Source organism: Stutzerimonas sp. CXK-1 (assembly GCF_057738225.1).
Genome location: NZ_CM173217.1, coordinates 56313 through 77414, shown reverse-complemented (window position 1 = coordinate 77414; position 21102 = coordinate 56313). Strand labels below are relative to the sequence as shown.

General features: G+C 68.7%; 17 protein-coding genes. 7 read left to right on the top strand and 10 right to left on the bottom strand.

All coding sequences use genetic code 11. The annotated features are described in order from the left end of the window. From AC0KXH_RS00370 to AC0KXH_RS00350, 5 genes are all read left to right on the top strand, one after another. Nucleotides 1–1098, top strand: coding sequence for a flagellar basal body P-ring protein FlgI (locus AC0KXH_RS00370; RefSeq protein WP_488223950.1), 1098 nt, complete (start codon nt 1–3; stop codon nt 1096–1098). A 164-nt stretch (nt 1099–1262) separates the two neighbouring features. Continuing rightward, entirely contained in the window at nt 1263–2255 is a 993-nt protein-coding gene (locus AC0KXH_RS00365) for a lytic transglycosylase domain-containing protein (RefSeq protein WP_488223949.1), read from the top strand. Then, on the top strand, nt 2252–3649 hold the full coding sequence (gene flgK, locus AC0KXH_RS00360; protein WP_213151907.1) for a flagellar hook-associated protein FlgK: 1398 nt from the start codon (nt 2252–2254) through the stop codon (nt 3647–3649). The genes AC0KXH_RS00365 and flgK overlap by 4 nt, the downstream gene beginning before the upstream one ends. Before the next feature lie 22 nt (nt 3650–3671). Beyond that, nucleotides 3672–4586, top strand: a complete 915-nt coding sequence (gene flgL, locus AC0KXH_RS00355) for a flagellar hook-associated protein FlgL (protein WP_488223948.1) — start codon at nt 3672–3674, stop codon at nt 4584–4586. Between the two features lie 12 nt (nt 4587–4598). Further along, a complete protein-coding gene (locus tag AC0KXH_RS00350) occupies nt 4599–5633 on the top strand; it encodes a hypothetical protein (RefSeq protein ID WP_488223947.1) in 1035 nt (344 codons plus the stop codon). 36 nt (nt 5634–5669) lie between these two features. Here the strand turns inward: AC0KXH_RS00350 and AC0KXH_RS00345 are convergent, their stop codons facing one another. Then, a complete protein-coding gene (locus AC0KXH_RS00345; protein ID WP_488223946.1) occupies nt 5670–6869 on the bottom strand; it encodes a lactonase family protein in 1200 nt (399 codons plus the stop codon). A 133-nt stretch (nt 6870–7002) separates the two neighbouring features. Between AC0KXH_RS00345 and AC0KXH_RS00340 the strand changes: the two genes are divergently transcribed. Both AC0KXH_RS00340 and AC0KXH_RS00335 read left to right on the top strand, forming a co-directional pair. Next, nucleotides 7003–8160, top strand: a complete 1158-nt coding sequence (locus tag AC0KXH_RS00340) for an acyl-CoA dehydrogenase family protein (RefSeq protein ID WP_041109173.1) — start codon at nt 7003–7005, stop codon at nt 8158–8160. Beyond that, a complete protein-coding gene (locus AC0KXH_RS00335) occupies nt 8157–10949 on the top strand; it encodes a response regulator (RefSeq protein WP_061340185.1) in 2793 nt (930 codons plus the stop codon). Before AC0KXH_RS00340 ends, AC0KXH_RS00335 begins: the two co-directional genes overlap by 4 nt. On the opposite strand, the gene AC0KXH_RS00330 is transcribed toward AC0KXH_RS00335, so the two are convergent. From AC0KXH_RS00330 to AC0KXH_RS00290, 9 genes are all read right to left on the bottom strand, one after another. Further along, nucleotides 10912–11124, bottom strand: a complete 213-nt coding sequence (locus AC0KXH_RS00330; protein WP_165562364.1) for a hypothetical protein — start codon at nt 11122–11124, stop codon at nt 10912–10914. The two genes, AC0KXH_RS00335 and AC0KXH_RS00330, sit on opposite strands and share 38 nt — an antisense overlap. Further along, the gene (locus AC0KXH_RS00325; protein ID WP_488223945.1) at nt 11121–12251 is read right to left on the bottom strand and encodes a PepSY-associated TM helix domain-containing protein; all 1131 of its coding nucleotides are present in this window, start codon (nt 12249–12251) and stop codon (nt 11121–11123) included. The genes AC0KXH_RS00330 and AC0KXH_RS00325 overlap by 4 nt, the downstream gene beginning before the upstream one ends. Continuing rightward, nucleotides 12251–14524: a TonB-dependent receptor gene (locus tag AC0KXH_RS00320; protein ID WP_488223944.1), complete on the bottom strand. Its 2274-nt coding sequence runs from the start codon at nt 14522–14524 to the stop codon at nt 12251–12253. The genes AC0KXH_RS00325 and AC0KXH_RS00320 overlap by 1 nt, the downstream gene beginning before the upstream one ends. A gap of 280 nt (nt 14525–14804) precedes the next feature. Continuing rightward, nucleotides 14805–15020 carry a dodecin gene (locus tag AC0KXH_RS00315; RefSeq protein ID WP_041110449.1) on the bottom strand — a complete coding sequence of 72 codons (216 nt, stop codon included), beginning with the start codon at nt 15018–15020 and terminating at the stop codon, nt 14805–14807. Between the two features lie 104 nt (nt 15021–15124). Continuing rightward, nucleotides 15125–15340: a KTSC domain-containing protein gene (locus tag AC0KXH_RS00310; RefSeq protein ID WP_041110447.1), complete on the bottom strand. Its 216-nt coding sequence runs from the start codon at nt 15338–15340 to the stop codon at nt 15125–15127. Next, nucleotides 15337–17133, bottom strand: a complete 1797-nt coding sequence (locus AC0KXH_RS00305) for an ABC transporter ATP-binding protein (protein WP_213151902.1) — start codon at nt 17131–17133, stop codon at nt 15337–15339. Before AC0KXH_RS00305 ends, AC0KXH_RS00310 begins: the two co-directional genes overlap by 4 nt. Next, nucleotides 17130–18281, bottom strand: a complete 1152-nt coding sequence (locus tag AC0KXH_RS00300) for a glycoside hydrolase family 1 protein (protein WP_488223943.1) — start codon at nt 18279–18281, stop codon at nt 17130–17132. Before AC0KXH_RS00300 ends, AC0KXH_RS00305 begins: the two co-directional genes overlap by 4 nt. A 112-nt stretch (nt 18282–18393) precedes the next feature. Continuing rightward, nucleotides 18394–19635 carry a UDP-galactopyranose mutase gene (glf, locus tag AC0KXH_RS00295; RefSeq protein ID WP_061340190.1) on the bottom strand — a complete coding sequence of 414 codons (1242 nt, stop codon included), beginning with the start codon at nt 19633–19635 and terminating at the stop codon, nt 18394–18396. Next, nucleotides 19623–20807: a glycosyltransferase family 1 protein gene (locus AC0KXH_RS00290; protein WP_488223942.1), complete on the bottom strand. Its 1185-nt coding sequence runs from the start codon at nt 20805–20807 to the stop codon at nt 19623–19625. The genes glf and AC0KXH_RS00290 overlap by 13 nt, the downstream gene beginning before the upstream one ends. Nucleotides 20808–21102 lie beyond the last annotated feature (295 nt).

Sequence of the window (21102 nt, the reverse complement as noted above, 5' to 3'; positions counted from 1 at the left end):
ATGCATCTGAAGGCAACCCTCGCCGCCCTAGCCCTGCTCTGGCACCTGTCGGCCGCAGCCGTACCGCTGATGGACCTGGTGGACATCGAGGGCGTGCGCGGCAACCAGCTGATCGGCTACGGCCTGGTCGTGGGCCTGGACGGCACCGGCGACAAGAACCAGGTGAAGTTCACCAGCCACTCGGTGGCGAACATGATCAAGCAGTTCGGCATCAACCTGCCGGCCAACGTCGATCCCAAGCTGAAGAACGTCGCCGCGGTGACCATCACCGCCACGGTGCCGCCGTCCTATGGCCCCGGGCAGACGGTCGACGTCACCGTGTCCTCGCTCGGCGATGCCAAGAGCCTGCGCGGCGGCCAGCTGCTGATGACGCCGCTGCAGGGCGTCGACGGCGAGGTCTACGCGCTGGCCCAGGGCGCGCTGGTGGTCGGCGGCGTCAACGCCGAGGGCGCCAGCGGCTCGAAGGTCGCCATCAATACCTCCAACAGCGGGCTGATCCCCAACGGCGCGACCGTCGAGCGGGCGATCCCCACCGACTTCGCGGCACGCCCGGACGTCGTGCTGAACCTGCGCGACCCGAGCTTCCAGACCGTCAGCCATATCGTCGATGCCGTCGACGAGCGCTTCGGCAAGGGCACCGCCACGGCGCTGAACGCCACCAAGATCAGCCTGCGCGCACCGGTCTCGAGCAACCAGCGCATGAGCTTCATGGCCATGCTCGAACGGCTGGACGTGGAACAGGGCCGCGAGCGGCCGAAGGTGGTGTTCAACAGCCGCACCGGCACGGTGGTGGTCGGCGAAGGGGTACGCGTGAAGGCGGCGGCGGTGGCCCACGGCAGCCTCACCGTGACCATCAGCGAGCGGCCGCAGGTCAGCCAGCCGAATGCCTTCTCCGGCGGCCAGACCGCGGTGGTGCCGCAGTCCGACGTGGCCGTCGAGCAGGACCGCAAGGCGATGTTCGAGTGGCCCGAGGGCGCCAGCCTGGAAAGCATCATCAACACCATCAACAGCCTCGGCGCGACGCCCGATGACGTGATGAGCATCCTGCAGTCGCTCGAGCGCGCCGGCGCGCTGAATGCCGAACTGATCGTGATGTAGTCAAGCGCCTGTTCACGTCTCGCGCGCTGGAGGCCGGCGAGGCGAAAACAGGCGAACAAGCGCAGTTTACGTTTGTAAATGAGCATTTTGACCGGGCTGGCGCCCCAGCCTGCTTTCAACGAAGCGGGCCCGAAGCGCAGCAGATTTGAATAGGTTCCTGCAGCATGAGCATCGTTTCCCTACCCCAGCACCTGGCCAGCCTGCGCGGGCGCAACGAAGGCCCGAGCGCGGCGCGGCGCCAGCAGCTCGAGGCGGTCTGCGAACAGTTCGAGGCCATGTTCCTGCAGCAGATCCTCAAGCAGATGCGCAAGGCCGGCGACGTACTGGCCGCCGGCAACCCGCTGCGCAGCCGCGAGCTGGACACCATGCGCGACCTGTATGACGAGGCGCTGGCCGACTCGCTGGCCACCAAGCGCCAGACCGGCATCAGCGACCTGCTCGTCGCGCAGCTCTCCGGCGAGGCCGGCACGACTCAGCCGACAGCGCTCCCGAACGCGGCGCTGGCCGGCCTGCCGAGCGCCGGCGGCGGCCTGCACGCCCTGCGCGGCACCTGGCAGCGCGGCCTCGAGGCGCTCGACGAGGCCTGGGCCAGCGGCAAGGCCGGCTTCCAGACGCTGGTCGACAGCGTCATCCGCCACGAATCGAGCGGCAACCTCGCCGCAGTCTCGGCCAAGGGCGCCTGCGGCCTGATGCAGCTGATGCCCGACACCGCGCGCGACATGGCCGGCGAGCTCGGCCTGCCGTTCAGCGAGGCACGCCTGACCGAGGACGCCGCGTACAACAAGCGCCTCGGCTCGGCCTACCTGGAGAAGATGCTGGCGCGCTACGACGGCCACCAGGCGCTGGCCCTGGCCGCCTACAACGCCGGCCCCGGCAAGGTCGACGAGTGGCTGGTGCAGATCGGCGACCCGCGCAACGGTGCGATCGGCACCGCCGCCTGGGTCGAGCGCATCCCCTATGCCGAGACGCGCAACTACACGCGCAACATCCTGCGCGACCTGCAGGCCCTGCCGGCCAGCCAGGCGCAGCAGGGCGGCGAGACGCTTAAGCGCGCCGGCGCGCCGGTCGCCTTGCATAGGCAACGTGCCGTCGGCGGCCACCTGTCGGTGGCCTTCGCGCAACCGATCCGCATCGAATCGAAGGAACCCCAGTCGTGAGCATCCTGAGTCAGATTGGCTACAGCGGCGTACGCGCCTCGCAGATCGCCCTCACCGCGACCGGGCAGAACATCGCCAACGTCAACACGCCGGGCTTCAGCCGCCTGGCGCCCGAGCAGCACGCACTCGGCGGGCAGACGCCCACCGGCATCGGTGGCGGCGTGCAGGTGACCAGCATCCGCCGGCTGGCCAGCGACTTCCAGAACCAGCAGCTGTGGCGCGCGACCACCGAAAAGCAGTACTACGGCACCACGCAGCAATACCTCGGCGCCCTCGAAGGGCTGGTCGACAGCGAAGGCTCGAGCATCAGCGTCGGCCTGGACAACTTCTACGCCGCGCTCAGCGAGGCCAGCTCGACGCCCGAGTCGATCGCCCTGCGCCAGCAGATCCTCGGCGAGGCCAAGCAGCTGGCGCAACGCTTCAACGGCCTGAATGGCAACATCGGCATCCAGCTCGAGGCCCTCGAAGGCCAGCGCGTGTCGATGGTCGAGGAGATCAACGGCCTGGCGCGCAACATCGCCGACCTGAACCAGCAGATCCTCGAGATGGAATCCTCCGGCCGCGACACCGCGACCCTGCACGACTACCGCGACAACCTGGTCAAGGATCTCAGCCAGTTCGTCGGCATCCGCGTGCAGAGCGCTGCCGACGGCAGCCTGACCGTGGCCCTGGCCAACGGCCAGCCGCTGGTCGCCGGCAGCACCGCCGGCACGCTGAAGGTCGGCGAGAACCTGGCCGGCGAGCAACAGCTCAGCCTGGTCTTCGCCAAGACCAGCTTCCCCTTGGTACAGGAGGGCCTCGGCGGCTCGCTCGGCGGTCTCTATGACATGGAATACGGTGCGCTGCGCCCGGCCCAGGCCGACCTGCACGACATGGCCGGCGCCCTGGCCCAACTGGTCAATGACACCCTGGCCACCGGCTACGACCTGGACGGCAACCCCGGCCAGCCGCTGTTCAGCTACGACGCCAGCAGCACCAGCGCGCTGCTCACCGTCAACGACCTGTCGACCCGCGAGCTGGCCTTTTCCGCGCAGGCGCCGGGCCTGGATGCCAACGGCCAGCCGGTGCCGGTGGTCGGCGACAACCAGGTGCTGCTCGCCCTGCTCGAGACCAAGGCGGCGAAGATCAACGTGGCCGGCGAGCTGGTGCCGCTCAACGACGCCTACGCCGGGCTGGTCGGCCGCGTTGCCAGCGCCAGCCGCCAGAACCAGGCCGACCTGGCCGCCACCACGGTGGTCGCCGAACAGGCCCAGGCGCAGCGCGACAGCGTCAGTGCGGTGAACCTCGACGAGGAAGCCGTCAACCTGATGGCCTACCAGCAGGCCTACCAGGCCAACATGAAGGTCATCGGCACCTCCAACGAACTGTTCAACGCCGTGCTGGCGATGTTCTGAGCCAGCCGAAGGATTCCCGACGATGCGTATCTCCAACGCCCAGATCACCGCGACGATGCACGGCTCGCTGAACATCAGCTCCGAGAAGCTCGGCAAGCTGATGCAGCAGATGGCCACCGGCAAGCGCATGCTGCGGCCCTCCGACGACCCCATCTCCGCCGTGCGCGTGCTGCGCATCGAGCGCGAGGAAGCGACCCTGACGCAGTACCGCACCAACATCGCCAACGTCTCCGGCAACCTGTCCAAGCAGGAGAGCAACCTCAAGGCCGCCTCCGACTCGATGCTCAGCGTACGCGACCTGCTGCTCTGGGCCGCCAACGGCAGCAATACCAGCGAAGACCTGGCGGCCATCGCCAACGAGCTGAAGACGCTCGAAGGCACCATTCTCAGCTTCGCCAACGTGCGCGACGAGGAAGGCCGCTACCTGTTCGCCGGCACCCTCAGCGACCGCCCGGCGGTGACCTTCGACGCCGCCAGCGACAGCTACCAGCTCAGCGGCAACGCCGGGCATCGGCAGGCCGCAGTGGCCAACGGCGTGCTGGTCGAAGAGAACGTCACCGCTGCCGAGATCTTTGGCGGCGGGGTCGACATGCTCAACCGCCTGCATGAGCTGGTCGCGATGCTCGAAGACCCGGCGCTCGATGCCGGCGACCCGGCGGTGCGCAGCCAGATCAGCGCCACCATGGACGCCCTAGACCTGACCCACGGCGAATTGCTCGGCGCGGTGACCGACCTCGGTGGCCGGCAGAACACCCTTACCCTGCTGATCGGCAGCAACGAAGACGTCTCGCTGGTGAACCAGAAGATCGAAGGCGAGCTGTCGACGCTCGACTACGCCGGCGCCAGCATCGACCTGAACAACTACCAGCTGTCGCTGCAGGCCACCCAGAAGACCTACCTGAAGATCAACGGCCTGTCGCTGTTCGGCCTGCTCTGACCGGAGGCCGCCATGAAGATCGACAAGCAGTTACCCGCCATCGGCGCGATCGACCCGCAGGAGCGGCGCCAGCCGCTTGCCACCGAGCGCCGTGCCCGCCAGCCGCAGCGCCGCGAGCTGGACACCGCCACGGCCGAGGCACGCGCGCGCAAGAGCACCAGCTTCAGCCTGCAGCTCAACCAGCAGCTGTCGTCGATGCAATCGGCCGAGAACTACCTGGCCGACCTGCATGGCCGGCTCTCGCAACTGAAGCTGAGCCTCGGCCGCGAACTTGGCGCAGCCAGCCCCGGCAGCGGTGCCGAGGCCATCGGCGAGCAACTGGAAGCGGTCGGTACGCTGCTGGGGCAACGCCGCGAACGCTCGGCCGAGGCGCTGGACGCCGACTTCCGCCTGCGCCTGAACGAGCCGGTGCGCAGCCGCTTCACCCTTGCCGGCCTGAGTTCGCCGGAGGCGATCCGCGAGTCGGGTGCCGAGACGCTGGTCTTTCGCGCCGGCCGGCAGCTGGCCGAGCCGGTCGCGGTGGTGCTCGACGAGGCCATGAGCGACGAGCAGATCCTGCGCCGCTTCAACGCCAGCCTCGGCCAGGCAGGTATCCGTGCCGAGCTCGACGACGACGGCCAGCTGCGTTTCTCCGCGCGCGAGAGCCTGTGGGACGCGCTCAAGGGCGAGCTGGCGGTGCGTGGCGAGGGCAAGCTGTTCGCCGGCGAGCGTTTCCAGCGCGTCGACAGCCATCAGGAGCAACTGCTGGAGCTGCCGGCCGCGCCCGCACTCGATTCGTTCAACGAGCTGCGCCAGGTGCTGGACAAGGTGGTCGCCGCCCTCGACCGTATCGCCAGCCTGCGCGACCAGCTCGGCCAGCGGCAGAAGGAGATCCGTGAATTTCTCGCCCGCCAGGCCGACCGCGACGAGAAACAGTGGGCGCTGGACTTCTCGCGCTCGGTGTTCAACCTGATGCAGCGCAGCCCGTCGAGCTACGCCGCCGTCACTCAGACCGTCGCCGCCCAGGCCACGCTGAGCCGCTTCACGGTCGTCAGCCTGCTGTCCTGAGCGCAGGCGTTACGGTACGCGCGGGCCGGTTTGCCGCTACGGTGCGAAGAACTCGATCGCCGAGGGCCGCGCCAGCCGAAGCCGTTGCACGGTCTCGCCGAGCAGGCCGCTGGCCGGATCGCGGCGGAACACCACCAGGCTGTCGCCGAACTGATTGGCCACCAGCAGGAAGCGGCCGTCCGGGGCGATCGCCAGTTCGCGCGGCTCGCGCCCTTCGCTGTCGCGCTTTTGCAGCAGCTGCAGCCGGCCGTCGGCGGCAATCGCATAGACCAGGATGCGGTTGGCCTCGCCGCGATCGGTGACATAGAGAAAGCGCCCATCGCTCGAAGGCCGTATCGCGCCCGGCGAGTGCCGGTTGGCGGCGCCCGGCTCGGCGAGGTCGATCAGCTCGCGCAGCTGCAGGCGGCCGTCATGCACAGCCAGCTGCGCCACCTGCGCACTGAGCTCGAGGGTCAGCCAGGCGCGCCGGCCGTCGGCCGAGAAGGCCAGGTGACGCGGGCCGCTGCCGGGCGGCAGCGTCAGGCTGGCCGCCTCGTCCAGGCTGAGCGGCCGCTCGCGCTGGGCCGGGTCGTAGCGGTAGGCGACCAGCTGGTCGGCGCCCAGGTCGCTGACCCACAGCCGCTTGCCGTCCGGGGCGAACAGCGCCTGGTGCACATGTGCGCCCTGTTGGCGTGGGAGCGCACCGCTGGGCTGGTGCCTGGCGAGCTGGGTCACCGGCAGCGGTTCGCCCGCTTCGCCCAGCGGCATGACCGCCAGCTGGCCGCCCGGGTTGGCGCGCGAGCCGTAGTTGCTGACGAACAGGTAGCGCCCGTCCGGGCTCAGGCTGGCATGGGTCGGCTCGTCACCCAGGCTCGGCGTGCGGCCGAGCGGCTGGAAGCGGCCCTCGTCGTCGAGCCGCCAGGCGCTGACCCGGCCCACCGGGTCGGCGTGCCCGGGGGCGTTCTCGTTTGTCGCGTAGAGCCGTCCGCGGCGCCGGTCGAGCAGCAGCCAGGAGGGATTGTCGCTGGCCAGCGTCTGCAGCGGCCGCTCGGCGATCTGCCCGCTGGCCGGGTCGAAGCGCAGGCGCAGCACACCGGGGCTGGAGCTGTCGTGGGTGTAGCTGCCGATCAGAAGATGCATGTCGCCGCTCGCTGCCTGTACTGGCGCCGCCAGCAGCAGGCCGAGCGCCAGCGCAAGGCCCGCACGGGCACGCCGGAGAAACCGCGGGGGCTGCTTGTGCGGCTGGGTCGAAGTCATGCGACTATGACCGCCGTCATGGCTCGATGCTCCGTCGAGTCGGTATCGCGCTGCCGTAGAACCGCCCCTGGCGGAGTCATGTCTATGTTCAGCCGGGTGGACGCCGGCGCTGCCCCCAGGAATTACCGAGACCATGGATCATTTGCTTCCCGTGCAGCTTGCCGAGCTGCAGAAAATCGCCACCAGCCTGGCCGAAAGCCGGATCGCACCGCGGGCCGCCGAGGTCGACGCCGAGTGCCGCTGGCCGGCGCATGCCATGCAGGCGCTGGCCGAGGCCGGACTGCTCGGCCTGCAGGTGCCCGGCGAACTCGGCGGGCTGGGCCAGGGCCTGCTCGGCCTGTGCGTGATCACCGAAACGATCGGCCGCGCCTGCCCGTCCTCGGCGCTGTGCTTCGGCATGCATTGCGTGGCCACCGCGGTGATCGCCGCCAAGGCCACCGAGCATCAGCGCGAGCACTACCTGCGCGACATCGCCGCCGGGCGCCATATCACGACGCTGGCGCTGTCCGAACAGGGCACCGGTGCGCACTTCTACCTGCCGGAAACGCGCCTGCGCGCCGAGGCGGACAGCTTTGTCGTCGACGGCACCAAGCAGTTCGTCACCAGTGGCGGCCACGCCGATTCCTACGTGGTTTCCACCGTCGCCGCCGGCGGCGAGGCCGGCGACTTCAGCTGCCTGATGGTCGACCGCGACAGCCCCGGCATGCACTGGCTGGATGCCTGGGACGGCTTCGGCATGCGCGGCAACTCCTCGCGGCCGCTGCGCCTGGAACAGGTCCGGGTGCCGGCGCAGAACCTGCTCGGCGAGCCGGGCGATCAGGTCTGGTACGTGTTCGAGGTGGTCGCACCGTTCTTTCTCATCGCCATGGCCGGCACCTACCTGGGCGTCGCACAGGCCGCGCTGGACGAAGCCGAGCTGCACCTGCGCCAGCGGCGCTACAGCCATTCCGGCGAGGCGTTGCTCGACGTGGAGGCGCTGCAGGTACGCTACGGCGAACTCTGGACGGCGCTGGTCAAGAGCCGGGCGCTGGTGCGCGAGGCGGCACGGCGCGGCGACGGCGCTCATCCCGAGGCGCTGCCCTTCATTCTCGCGGCGAAAGCCGACGCAGCGGAGACCGCCGTGCGCCTGACCAACGAAGCGATGACCCTGTGCGGTGGCGCCGCCTACCGGGCGAACAGCCGCGTGGCGCGTCTGCTGCGCGACGCGCGTGCGGCGCACGTGATGACGCCGACCACCGACCTGCTCAAGCTCTGGACCGGGCGCAGTCTGCTCGGCCTGCCGCTGCTATGAACCCCGAGCTGCAGCTCGATTGCCTGGCGCTGCTCGACGACGGCGACCTCGCACTGCACCAGCGGGTCGCCGCGCTGGCCGCCGAGCGCCACTGCCAGCTGCGCCTGCTCGACCCGGCCGGTGAGCTGCCAGGCGACGCGCCGGAGCCGGCGCTGGTCATGCTGGCGCCGGGCCTGCTGCGCCCGGTCAGCCTGGCCCGGCAGCTGCGCATGCGCTGGAAACGCAGCCAGCTGCTGTTCCTCAGCACCGATGCCGAGGCGAGTACGCTGCGCCGCGAGCTCGGCCCGGCGCCACTGCTCGGGCCGCACTGGTCGATCGTCGAGAGCGCTCAGCTGCCCCGGGTGCTCGACCAGACCCTGGCGGACGTGCGCCGCCGTGCCCGCCTGCGTACCACCCTGGCGCGCGCCAACGCCCACATGGACGCCGCGCAGGCAGCCGGCAAGCGCTCGCCGGCCGAGGCCGACCTGTATCTGCACCATTTCATCGACGCCGCGCGCGATGCCATCGTCGGCCTCGACAGCCAGCACGCGGTGCTCTACTGGAGCGCCGGCGCCGTCGAGCTGTTCGGCCAGACCCGCGTGCAGACGCTCGGGCGCAACGCAGCCAGCCTGCCGTTCTGGACGCCGGCGCTCGGTGGTGCGCTGGCCAGCACGCTGCAGAGCGGCACGACGCGCACCCTGCAGTTCAACGACCCGGCCACTGGCCGCACGCTGGAAGCCGTGGTCGCGGCCGTCACCGCACCGCAGGGCGACGTGGTCGGCGCGGCGTTGAGCCTGCGCGACGTCTCCGCGCTGGTCGCCGAGCGGCGCGCCAGCGAACGCCAGGGCCGGGTACTGACCGAGGAGCGCCGGCACCTGCAGCGCCTGTTCGATCAGGCGCCGGGCTTCATCGCCATCACCCAGGGCCCCGAACACGTCCTGCAGATCGCCAATCGCGCGTTCCATGAGCTGGTCGGCACGCGCGAGGTGATCGGCAGCCCGGCCTTCAAGGCCTTTCCGCAGCTCGAAAGCCGCGCCGTCGCCGACCTCCTGCAGCAGGTCTACGTCACCGGCCGGCCCTATGTCGGGCGCAATCTCGCGGTGCGCGTGCGCCCCGAGGGCGGCGGCAAGGCCGAGCGCCGCTTCGTCGATTTCGTCTTCCAGCCGGTGCTGACCGAGGACGACCAGGTCAGCGGCATCTTCTGTCAGGGCCATGACGTCACCGCCCAGGTGCTGGCGCAGGAAGAACTCCAGCGCTCGCGCGAGCACCTGTTGGAGCTGGTCGAGGAGCGCACCCGCGAGCTGGAGGTCAGCCGCCAGGCGCTGTACCAGTCGCAGAAGCTCGAGGCGATCGGCAAGCTCACCGGCGGCGTGGCGCACGACTTCAACAACGTGCTGCAGGTGATCGCCGGCAACCTGCAACTGCTGCAGCCGCTGCTGCAGGACAACCGCCCGGCGGCCAAGCGGGTCGACGCCGCCAGCTCGGCGGTCGAGCGCGGGGCCAAGCTCGCCCGGCAGCTGCTCGCCTTCGCCCGCCGCCAGCCGCTGCGCCCGCAACCGACCAACCTGGCGCGTCTGCTGCGCGAGCTCGACGAGTTGCTGCGCCAGGCGCTCGGCGAGCGCATCGAGATCGAGACGGTGGTGGCCGGCGGGCTCTGGACCACCATGGTCGACGCCCACCAGCTCGAGCAGGTGGTGCTGAACCTGGCGATCAACGCCCGTGACGCCATGCCCGAAGGCGGCCGGCTGACCCTGGAGCTCGGCAATGCCATGCTCGACGAACTCTATGCCAGCACCCAGAGCGACGTGACGCCCGGCCAGTACGTGCTGCTGGCGGTGTCCGACACTGGCGTCGGCATGCCCGCCGAAGTCGTCGAGCAGGCCTTCGAGCCCTTCTTCACCACCAAGCCGGAAGGGCGCGGCACTGGGCTGGGGCTGAGCATGGCCTACGGTTTCGCCAAGCAGAGCGGCGGGCACATCCGCCTGTACAGCGAGCCGGGCAGCGGCACCACGGTCAAGCTCTACCTGCCGCGCACCGAGCAGCCGGAAGTGCTCGCCGTGCAACCGGCCGCCGGCCCGGTCGTCGGCGGCAGCGAGACCATCCTGGTGGTCGAGGACGACCTGCCGGTGCAGGCCACGGTGGTCGAACTGCTCGAGGGGCTGGGCTATCAGGTGCTCAGGGCCAACGATGCGCAGGCGGCCCTGGGCATTCTCGGCAGCGGCCTGGCGATCGACCTGCTGTTCACCGACGTGGTGATGCCGGGGCCGGTCAGCAGCCCGGAGCTGGCCCGCCAGGCGCGCCTGCTGCAGCCCGGCATCGCGGTGCTCTTCACCAGTGGCTACACGCGCAACGCCATCGTGCATGGCGGGCGCCTGGACGCCGGCGTGGAGCTGCTGAGCAAGCCGTATCGCCAGGAGGACCTGGCGCGCAAGGTCCGCCAGCTGCTGGCCACGCGCGAAACCGAGGCCCGGCCGGGCGAAGCGCCGCTGGTGATGGTGGTCGAGGATCAACCGGCACTGCTCGCGCTGACCGGCGAGATGGTCGAGGAACTGGGCTATCGGGTCCGGGGTTATGCCGATGCCGAGCAGGCCGAGCTGGCCCTGGGCGAGCAGCGCTTCGACCTACTCCTGCTGGACGTCAACCTGCCCGGGCGCTCGGGCCTCGATTTCGCCGTGCAGGCCCTGCAGGTTCAGCCCTGGCTGCGGCTGATCTTCGTCTCCGGCGAAGGCCGCATCGAGACGCGACTGCCGGCACGCTCGCTGCCCAAGCCGTTCAGCCTCGACCAGCTCGCCGAGGCACTGGCCGACTGAGCGACGCGGAGCGCTGGCCGCGGCCGCGCCACAGGCCCTGCAGGCCGAGCGCCGTCGGCAGGCCGAGGGCCAGCCAGCTCAGCCAGTCGCCGGCGCCTTCGGACACCAGTCCGGCGATCAGCCCGAGCGCCGAGGCCAGGGCAATCGCCACCGGCCAAAGCCAGATGCGCATCATGCCCGCACCTCCGCCGTCGCACCGCGCTTGAGCCACAGGTACAGCCCGCTGCCCAGGACGACGAGGGTGAGGATGTCCAGCAGCGCCCAGAGGACCTTCAGCGGCAGGCCGGCGTAATCGCCGAAATGCAGCGGCTCGGACAGTTGCAGCGCGGTGACGTACCAGGGCCGGGGGCCCGCTTCGAGCACCTCGCCACTGGCCGGGTCGACCAGCAGCGCCTGGGTCAGGCGCGAGGTCAGCGGCGTGTCGCCGCGCAGGATCACCGCGACATGCTCCGGCGTGGCGCGCAGCGTGCCGGGATAGGCGATCATCGAGATCGCCATACCGGGTGCGGCGGCCAGCGCACGCTCGACCGCGATCTGCAGCGAGCCATCGGCGGCCAGCGCCTCGCTGGCGTCCGCCGCGAGCAGCACGCGTGTCTCACCGGCTTGCAGTGCGGCGACCTGCTCGGCCTGCCAGGCCTGGAAGATCAGCTCCGCCCAGGTGTTGATCACCCCGGTGAAGCCCACCGCCAGCGCCCAGACCAGGGTGACGATGCCGAGCAGGTTGTGCAGGTCCAGCCAGCGCGTGCGCGGCGCACGCTCGCGGCGCACCTCGGCAAAGCGCAGCTTGCGCATGAAGGGCGCGTAGAGCACCACGCCGGAGACGATCGCCACCATCAGCAGCAGGCCCATGAAACCGAGAAACAGCTTGCCGGCGAGCCCCGCGTAGAGGTCCACGTGCAGGCGGTACATCACGCTCATGAAGCCTTCGTCGAAGTTCGGCGCGCCGAGCACCTCGGCCGTGCGCGCGTCGGAAAGGATCAGCGTCGAGGCGCTTTCATCGGTGTCGACCCGCGTGTCGAGCTTGACGTACCAGACGTCCGGCGCGTCTTCCTCGGCGAACAGGTACAGCGGCACCAGCCCCGGATAGGCCTTCACCGCTTCGGCGGCGACCCGGTCGAGCGCAGCGCGCGGCGTGCCCTCGGGCATCGCCGGCGCTTCGATCTCGCTGCCGGTGAGGTGCTCGATCTCGTGGGAGAAGATCAGCGGCAGGCCGGTCAGACACAGCAACAGGATGAACAGCGTAGAGACGAGGCTGGACCACTTGTGGACCCAGCCCCAGCGCCGCAGGGTGACTGCCTGCATCAGAAGTCGACCGTGGCGCTGACCGTGAGCGTACGCGGGGCGCCGAGGACCAGGTAGCCGTTGTCGGGGTAGCCACCGGCTGAGGCCCAATAGTCGCGGCCGGTGACGTTCTCAAGGTTGGCACGCAGTGTGACATCGCGATCGTCAACGACCATGCGGTAACGGGCACCGAGGTCAAAACGAGTCCAGGAGGGGACTTCCAGCTCGTTAGCCGCATCGGCGTACTGCTTGCCGGTATAGAGCGCTCGGGCCGTCAGTGTCAGGTTCTGTAGATTTGGCACATCCCATTCGGTGCCAAGGTTGGCCTGGGTACGTGGTACCCCTATCACGCGATTGCCGTCGTTAAGCCCACGGCGGGTGCTGGTCATTTCTGCGTCGAGCAGGGTCAGGCCGCCGAGCAGGCGTACGCCGTATAGCGGTTCACCGAACATCGACAGTTCGATGCCGCGGTTGCGTTGCTCGCCATTCTCCGCGTAGGTGCCTTCAAGGGCATTGCTGGCGACATCGTACTCAAAGGTGGAAAAGGGGCGTTTCGTCTGGAACACAGCGAGGCTGCCGCCTACATTGCCGCCGTCATATTTGAGCCCGACTTCGGCCTGCTTGGAGACATAGGGAGCGAGTGCTTGGCCGCCATTGCTGACGCTTCGGTTGGCGTTATCAATCCAGATTGTGGAGGGTGCGATATCACCCTTGACCAAGCCTTCGATGTAGTTGGCATAGACCGAAAGCTCGTCGCTCAGCTGGTAAACCACGCCAGCGACCGGGGTGGTCTCATAGCGGTTGTAGGCGGAGGCTCGCTCGCCTGTGTCGTAATCGTAACCTTTGCTCTCGATGCCCTGGCGGCGCGCACCGAGGGTGATCAGCAGGCGGTCATCCATGAAGCCCAGGGTATCGGCGATAGCCAGGCTCTGAGTGTTGGTGCGAGCCGTGACCTTCGGGTTCGACATTGATCCAGCTGTTTTGATTGGATCGACGAGATCTACTGGTGGCATGGCCGTGTTGGTAGGCGAGTTCAAGTCACCGGTGAACGGGTTATTCCAATCGCTTGCAGCCCAGGCATTACGATCTTCAGCGCTGAACATCGCTGCCGAAACGACCCACTGGTGCGACACCGGGCCGGTCTTCAAAAGGCCGCGCAGGCCCACTTCGCTGGTGAATATCTCTTCCTCGCGCACGTTGTCGAAGCGATAGGCCGTGGTCGCACCCGAGCCGTCAACGTTGGGATTGGCCAAGCGGTTCTTCTCCTCGCCTTCGCGCACGCCGGCTGCGAGCCAGCCGGTCACGGCGTCGGAGAAATCGTATTCGGCGCGGAAGGTGCCAAAGGTCTGTTTCTCCTTCGAGTAGGTCCAGGGCTGGGCAAAGTTGTCGTCGGCATCCGGCGCGCTGGGAAGGCCGCCGCTGGGGGTCACGCTCGGCCGCGGCTGGTCGATGAAGTGGTACTGGTGGCCGATGTCGCCCGAGAGGCGGAGGTTGTCGCCCTGGTAGTCGAGGCCGAGGGCGAACATGTCGAGGGTGCGATCCTCGTCTTCGACCGTGGTCTCGCCGGCGCGCTTGGCCGCGTTCAGGCGTACGCCGAAGCGTTGCTCTTCGCCGAAGCGGCGGGCGATATCGGCATGGGTCATCGCCTGGCCGCCGCTCTCGGCGCCGAGGGTCAGACGCGTCAGCGGCTCGTTCGGCGCGCGCTTGGGCAGGATGTTGATCGCCCCGCCAATGCCGCTGCCGCCCGGCGCCGCGCCGTTGAGGAAGGTGTTGGCGCCGCGGAACACTTCCACGCGCTCGATGAATTCGGCGGCCACATACTGGCGTGGCAGCAGGCCATAGAGGCCGTTGTAGGAAATGTCGTCGGAGAACAGCGGGAAGCCGCGGACCACGTACAGCTCCTGGAAGTTGCCGAAGCCGCGGGCGACGCGCACCGAAGGATCGTTCTGCAGCACGTCGGACACGCTGCGCGCCTGCTGGTCCTGGATCAGCTGCGAGGTGTAGGACGTCGAGGTGAACGGCGTTTCCATGTAGTCGCGGTTGCCGAGGATGCCGACCCGGCCGCCACGGGCAACCTGCTCACCTGCGTAGGGCTGGGTCAGGCCGTCGGCCGAGGCATCGGCGCTGGCGACGATCTCGGTTGCCGGCAGCGCCAGCGGTTGCTCGGCCTGCGCCTTGGGGTCGGCAGCGGCATCCCGGTCCGTCGGGGTTTCAGCGTAAGCCGTGCTGCCAATGGCGAGGCAGAGGGGCAGCAGGGCGTAGAAGTGACCGGGTTTGTTCGGATATCGGCGCATCGAAGAAGACCTGTGGAGGACCGGAAGACGGGTGCGATTGGGCGCAATTGCAAAATGCTATATTTAGCAATAATGATTCGCAACTGTATTAATGCCCAGGCACCCGCCGCCGGTCGGCCTCGATGGCGCAAATGCACGACGGAAAACCCCAGCCGAGCCGCAGCGCAGAGCGGCGCGCGTGTCAGCGGGGCGGGGATGTCGATTGGCGCGGCCGGGAAAGGCCAGCGGAGTCTGCGGCGGGGCGACGCCAGGGCGCGGGCGCGCCCCAGCCGTCGGGGGATCAGCTGTCGCGCAGGCGGAAGCCGACCTTCATGGTGACCTGGAAATGCGCGACCTTGCCGTTCTCGACATGGCCGCGGATTTCGCCGACCTCGAACCACTCGACGTTTTCCAGCGTCTTGCTCGCTTCGGCGACGGCATTCTGAATGGCATCGTCGACGCTGGTGCGCGAGGAGCCGACGATCTCGATCTTCTTATAAGTGTGATGATCCGACATAGATAACCCCTTCTGGTCTGGCGAGCCTCCGCTCGAAGATTCGTCCTGTCTGCTTTCTGAGGCTGGCAGTGCCGGCTTAGTTCAAAGCGCCAGGCGCAACGGCCTCAGCGCAGGCGCCGGTAGGGAAACTGACAGGGCTTGAACACCTGGTTGAAATGCCGGCCCAGCGAGTCGGCCGCCAGCAGGGCCTGCACCGCTTCGGGCGGAACCCGCTCGTAGCGGTACAGGCTGCCGTTGTGGAACTCGACTTCCAGTGCCTGCTCGTCTTCAGCGTAGCCCAGCGAGCGGATGCTGCTGGAGTCCACCGCGGCGCGCTTCACGTGACCGCGCCGGGCTCGCGGCTGAAGCCTTCGGCCTGCATGCGCCAGAGCGCCTCGAACTCGCCACCGCGGCGGCGCAGCTCGTGCGGCGGGCCGTCCTCGACGATGTGCCCCTCGCGCAGCACGACGATGCGGTCGAACCCCGCCAGGGTCGACAGCCGGTGCGCCACGGCGACCACCGTGCGGCCCTGGATGAGCTGGTTCAGGGCGTCCTGGATCTCCGCCTCGGACTGCGTGTCGAGTGCCGAGGTGGCTTCGTCGAGAATCAGGATCGGCGCATCCTTGAGGAAGGCACGGGCGATCCCCAGGCGCTGGCGCTGGCCGCCGGAAAGCATCACTCCGCGCTCGCCGACGAGCGTGCGATAGCCCTCGGGCAACTCGCGGATGAAGCCGTCGCAGAAGGCATGCCGGGCCGCCTCGTAGACTTCCTCGTCGCTCGCCGCGGGGCGGCCGTAGCGGATGTTCTCGAGGATGCTGCGGTTGAACAGCGCGGTCTCCTGCGGCACCACGGCGATCTTCTCGCGCAGGCTGTCCTGGCTGACATGGCGCACGTCCTGGCCGTCGATGAGGATCTGCCCGCCATGCACGTCGTCCAGCCGCTGCAGCAGGGCGAGCAGGGTCGACTTGCCCGCGCCCGAGGCGCCGACGATGCCCACCGCCTGCCCGGCCGGGATGTGCAGGTTGAAGTCCTCGAAGATCGCTGGCCGCTCCGGGTAGCCGAAGCGCACATGCTCGAAGTCGATGTCGCCGGCCTCGAGGGTCAGCCTCGGCTCAGGGTCTGCCAGGCCGTGCGGCTGGTTGATGATGCGCAGGGTGTCGGCGATCGCACCGACCTGCTGGGTGGTGTCGACCAGCGCCAGCGCCAGGTCGCGCGAGCCATGCAGGATGCGAAAGGTCAGCGCGCTGACCAGCACCACGTCGCCGGCGCTGACGCTGCCGCCCAGCCAGCTGCGGATCGCCCATACCAGCATGCCGCCGGCCATCAGCGACAGGCAGATGTCGTGCAGTACGCGGGCCTTTTCCAGGTACATCCAGCTGCGTCGCTGGGCGCGCGCCTCGCTGCCGATCTCCTGGGCCAGGCGCTCGGCCTCGCGGTCGCGGGCGGAAAAGGCCTTGATGGTCCAGACGTTGGACACCGCATCGACCAGCTCGCCGCCGACCCGCGCCGCCTGCGCGGCGAAGCGCTGGTGCTTGCTGCGCCCGCGGATGCCGAAGCCGGTGATCAGCAGCGCCACCACGATGACGAACACCACCAGCGCCGCAGCCATGCGCCAGTCGACGGTGAGCAGCACCACCACCGCGCCGATGAAGTCGACGATCGGCGGCACGATCTTCCACGCCAGGCCGCCATAGATGGTGCCCGCCGCCTGGCCGACGGCGGAGATGCGGTTGCCCAGCGAGCCGGCGAAATGCTCGTTGAAGTAGCGCATCGGGTGGCCGGTGAGGTAGCGGAACAGGTCGACGCGGATGTCCACGCAGCTGGCCACCACGGTGCGGCAGCCGAGCCAGCCGCCGAGGCGCCAGAACACGTTTTCCACCACGATCAGGCCGAGGAACAGCCACAGCGGCGACCAGACGTCTGCCGTGGCGCGCTGGTCGCTGCCCTCGGCCATGGCATCGACCAAGAGCTTCATGCCGTACTGCACCGCCACCGCGCAGATCGCCGCGCTGATCACCAGCGTTGCCAGCCCGCCGAAATGCCAGGGCCGCTGGCAGATGTAATGCCAGAGAAAGGCCAGCGGCCGGCTGGGCAGGACCGTGGGGGCAGGCGGGACCGCAACGGGCTTGTTCATGCGGGTGTCACAGCGGGCTCATGATGCGCTTGGACCGAGGCGAAGCGGGTCTGTTGCAGGCGCAGCTCGTCGGCCAGGCCGGCATGCTCGGGGCGCTCGCCACGGGCGTCGGGGAAGCCGAACAGGCCGGTCGGGCAGTGGCGGTCGTCGTCCCAGCCGGGGTAGTCGAGCACCGGGTACAGGCAGATGCCCTCCACCGCCACGCCCTGCTGCAGCGCCAGGCCGACCTGCTCGCTGACGTAGCGCAGCCAGTCGCCGCGCAGGTCGCCTTCGGCGCCGGTTTCGGCAACCAGGATCGGCCGCCCGTAACGGCGGTGGATCTCCTTGAGGATGCCGCGGAACGGGCGGTAGTCCGGGTGGCCGCGAACGATGGTGTCGCCACCCAGGTACCACTGGTTGTCCGAGTAGTAGTTCACCCCGACGATATCGAGGTACTCCGGCTTGCCACCCAGGCCCGGCCAGGCCTTGCCGCAGAGCATGTCCCAGGCTTCGAACTGCGCCTGACGGGCGTTTTCCGCCTCGCGCTGGGCGGCCGGGCGCAGCACCTGCGCACTAATGTGGATCGCCGGGTCGACCTGGACGAAGCGCGCCCGCGGCTCGACCGCGCGGATCGCCTCGATGGCCGCGATACTGGCACGGATCAGCTGGTGCTTGAGTTCGGCGCCACGGCCCTGGCCCAGCGGGTTGAAGCGCTCATGGTCGCCACCGGCCCAGGCCCAGAAGGAGATCTCGTTGACCGGCGAGTAGAACGGCACCGCGTCGCTGTGCTCGCGCACCAGCCGCGCCACCTCGCCGGCAAAGCGGGCGAAACGCTCGACGAACTCAGGGCGCCAGATGTCGATGTCGTCGGGCCAGCCGTAGTGGCACAGGTCCCAGATCACCTGGGTGCCGCTGTCGCGCGCGGCCTCGAGCATCGGCAGGAAGCTGGACCAGTCGTAGCGGCCCGGCTGACGCTCGATCAGGTGCCAGCGCAGGCCGTCGCGGGCACTGCGGATGCCGTGGCGCTGCAAGGCGCGGTAGTCCTCGGCAACCAGCCGATCATGGCCGGTGGCGGCCAGCAGGTCGAGCCGGCGGCCGTCGTGGCGGCGGTGCGTGGAGCACTCGAAGCCGCCGAGAAAGAAGCTATCGAACAGGGTCGGTCGATACATCGCGAACCTCTGCTAACAGGCACGGCGAACCGCACCGCGCCTTCCGCTGCGATTGCGGCTGCCTGCCTTTCAATTCAACGCTGCCGCTTGTGCGGCAGCCCTCGCGCCGGGCTCAGCCGGCCTGTTCGGCGAGGCTGCGCGCAGGCGCGTCGCGCTCGCCGGTGGCCTGGCCACGCTCGGCTTCCTCGATGCGTTTGTACGCCGCCAGCGCCTGGCCGACCACCTGATCCATGTTGTAGTACTTGTAGGTACCCAGGCGACCGATGAAGGTCACGCCCGGCGTCTGCTCGGCGAGCTGCTGGTAGCGCTTGTACAGCTCGGCGTTTTCCGGGCGCGGGATCGGGTAGTAGGGGTCGCCCTCGGCGGAGGGGTATTCGTAGGTGACGCTGGTCTTCGGGTGGACCTGCCCGGTGAGGTGCTTGTACTCGCTGATGCGCGTGTAGGGTACGTCCTCGCTCGGGTAGTTGACCGTGCCGACCGGCTGGAACTGCTCCTGCTCGAGCTGCTTGTGCTCGAAGCGCAGCGAGCGGTACGGCAGCTTGCCGAAGCGGTAGTCGAAGTACTCGTCGATCGGCCCGCAGTACACCAGGTGGTCGTACTCGACCTCGTCGCGAATCTCCCGGTAATCGGTGTTGAGCATGACCTTGATGTTCGGGTGGGCGAGCATCTTCTCGAACATCTTCGTGTAGCCGTGCCTGGGCATCTGCTGGAAGCTGTCGGTGAAGTAGCGGTCGTCGGTGTTGGTGCGCGTCGGCACCCGCGAGGTCACCGACTTGTCCAGCTGCGAGGGGTCCAGCGCCCACTGCTTGCGCGTGTAGCCGCGGAAGAACTTCTCGTACAGCTCGCGGCCGATGCCGTTGATCACCACGTCTTCGCTGGTCTGGATGTCGGCCACCGGCTCGGCGCGGCTGGCCAGGTACTCGGCGGCCTGCTCGTCGGTTTCCAGGTTCAGGCCGTAGAGCTTGTTCAGCGTGGTGCGGTTGATCGGAATCGGCACCTGCTGGCCGTCCACCTGCGCCAGCACGCGGTGCTCGTAGGGGCGCCACTCGGTGAAGCGCGACAGGTAGTCGACGATGCGCTGCGAATTGGTGTGGAAGATGTGCGGGCCGTAGCGGTGGATCAGCACGCCGGATTCGTCGTGATGGTCATAGGCGTTGCCGCCGATGTGCGGGCGCCGGTCGACCACCAGCACGCGCTTGTTGAGCCCGGCGGCCAGGCGCTCGGCGAGCACGCTGCCGGCGAAACCGGCGCCGACGATGAGGTAGTCGAAACCACGCTGGCGTACGCCCGGCACATCACCGGAGCCCCCGCCGAGACGTTCGGGATTGCTGTCTTGCGGGTTCATATCACGCATTGGATCTTCTCCTTCATCAGGCTCCAGGTGTGGTCCCAGGACATGTCGCCGAGGATCTCGTCGGCGCGGGCCAGCAGGCGGTCGCGGTCCTCGGCATCCTTCAGCGCCGCCTCGCAGGCGGCAATGAAGGCCTCGGCGCCGTCGGCGATGCGCACGATGCCGGTGTCGCCGTAGGTGCGCACCACGTCGGTGATCGGCGTCGATACCACCGGGCGGCCGCCGGCCAGGTATTCGGGCGTCTTGGTCGGGCTGATGAAACGCGTCGACTCGTTCAGCGCGAACGGCATGATCGCCACGTCCCAGCCGGAGAGGTACTGCGGCAGCTCGTCGTAGGTCTTGCCGCCCAGGTAGTGGATGTTGTCGCGCCGCGGCAGCTCGGCCGGGTCGATCTTCACCACCGGGCCGATCAGCACCAGCTGCCAGTCGGGCTTGAGCCGCGCGACCTGCTCCACCAGTTCTAGGTCCAGGCGCTCGTCGATCACGCCGTAGAAGCCCAGGCGCGGGCGCGGAATCTCGGCCTGGTCGTCCGGGTCGTGCTGCGGCCGCCGCGCGGCGGCGAAGTGCTCGACATCGACGCTGCTGGGGAAGGGATGCGCGTCGTCATGCAACTCGCGCTTGGCTTCCCAGATGCTGTAGCCGCCGGTGAACACCAGGTCGGCGCGCTTGAGCAGCTCGCGTTCGCGCTCGATCAGCTCAGGCGGCGCACCGCGAAAGGCCGAGAGCTCGTCCATGCAGTCGTAGATGGTCACGCGCGGCTCGAGGTGGTCGGAAAACGCCAGGCTCATCGGCGTGTAGTACCACAGCAGCAGGTCGTCGACGCCAAGCTTGGCCAGGTAGCCGTCGAGCAGCTCGCGCTGCACGCGGTCGGCTGCCTCGCCGGCGCAGCCGTGCGGCAGCCGCGGGATCAGCACCTGCACGCCGTTCTCTTCGGGGCGGACTTCCAGCCACGGCTGGTCGTCCTCGGTGGCAATCGGTTCCTCGCAGAACAGCACGTTGAAATCGCGGGCGAAACGCGACATCAGATGTTGCGGGCGCTGGTAGACGAAGCTCCAGCGCAGGTGCGACAGGCACAGCAGCGTCGGCACCTGCTCGTCGAAGACCACTTCGGCCGGCGTGTGCTGGGCGTTGCGGGATTTGCCGATGTCGTACTGGAAGGGGCCGGCCCAACTCATCTAACACCTCGTTCGATAGGGCAGTGCTCGTGGCGATCCTGCCCGCACGATGCCTGAACAACGCCCGGGAACTCCGCTCCGGGCCTTGAAAGGGCGGGCGCGCCGTCCGGTTCGAACGTTTCGTCGGCAGCTGCCCGCGGGCTATTGACGGCGGCCAATCGATTGGGTTCCCGACCAGCCATCCGACCGAACCCACCGTCGGGACAGCGCAGCGGCGCCGGAACTTGGCTGCAACTTCTTCGTCCCTATCAGCGAGATCACCTGGTTATGCCCGGCGTCGGAACCTCGCACGCAG